This window comes from Bacillus sp. J14TS2 (assembly GCF_018333015.1).
GTDB lineage: Bacteria > Bacillota > Bacilli > Bacillales > Bacillaceae_C > Lederbergia.
In genome coordinates this window covers 1-412 of record NZ_BORE01000060.1, presented here as the reverse complement: position 1 = coordinate 412, position 412 = coordinate 1, and the positions used below count along the sequence as shown (strand labels likewise).

Annotated in this window: 1 rRNA gene; it reads right to left on the bottom strand. The window is 43.0% G+C overall.

Annotated features, from left to right (window positions below):
* Window positions 1-295: 295 nt before the first annotated feature.
* Window positions 296-412: ribosomal RNA gene (locus tag KI375_RS27075) — 16S ribosomal RNA — on the bottom strand; the annotation flags it as partial.

The following is a 412-nucleotide window of genomic DNA, read 5'->3' as shown; positions in this document are numbered from 1 at the left end:
GAACTTCTTGCTTCTTTTTATTCAACATTAAAAAGGTTTATCTTATGGAATCATCCATAAGGTGATGCTTCTCGGTTTGTTATATCTTCTTATTTTATCTGGTTTTCAAAGAACAACACTACTGGTTTCTATCAACTTCATGTGATAGATGAGAGTTTGAACTCTCAAAACTGAACGAAACGAAACGTCTTTTTGTAGAATGTTCCAAGAACATTCTAGGCTCACACGATGTGAGTCATGCCGACGTTGCCACAGGACGTGGCGCTCTTAGTCGGCGTTCCATATTATTCCTTAGAAAGGAGGTGATCCAGCCGCACCTTCCGATACGGCTACCTTGTTACGACTTCACCCCAATCATCTGTCCCACCTTCGGCGGTTGGCTCCAAAAGGTTACCTCACCGACTTCGGGTGT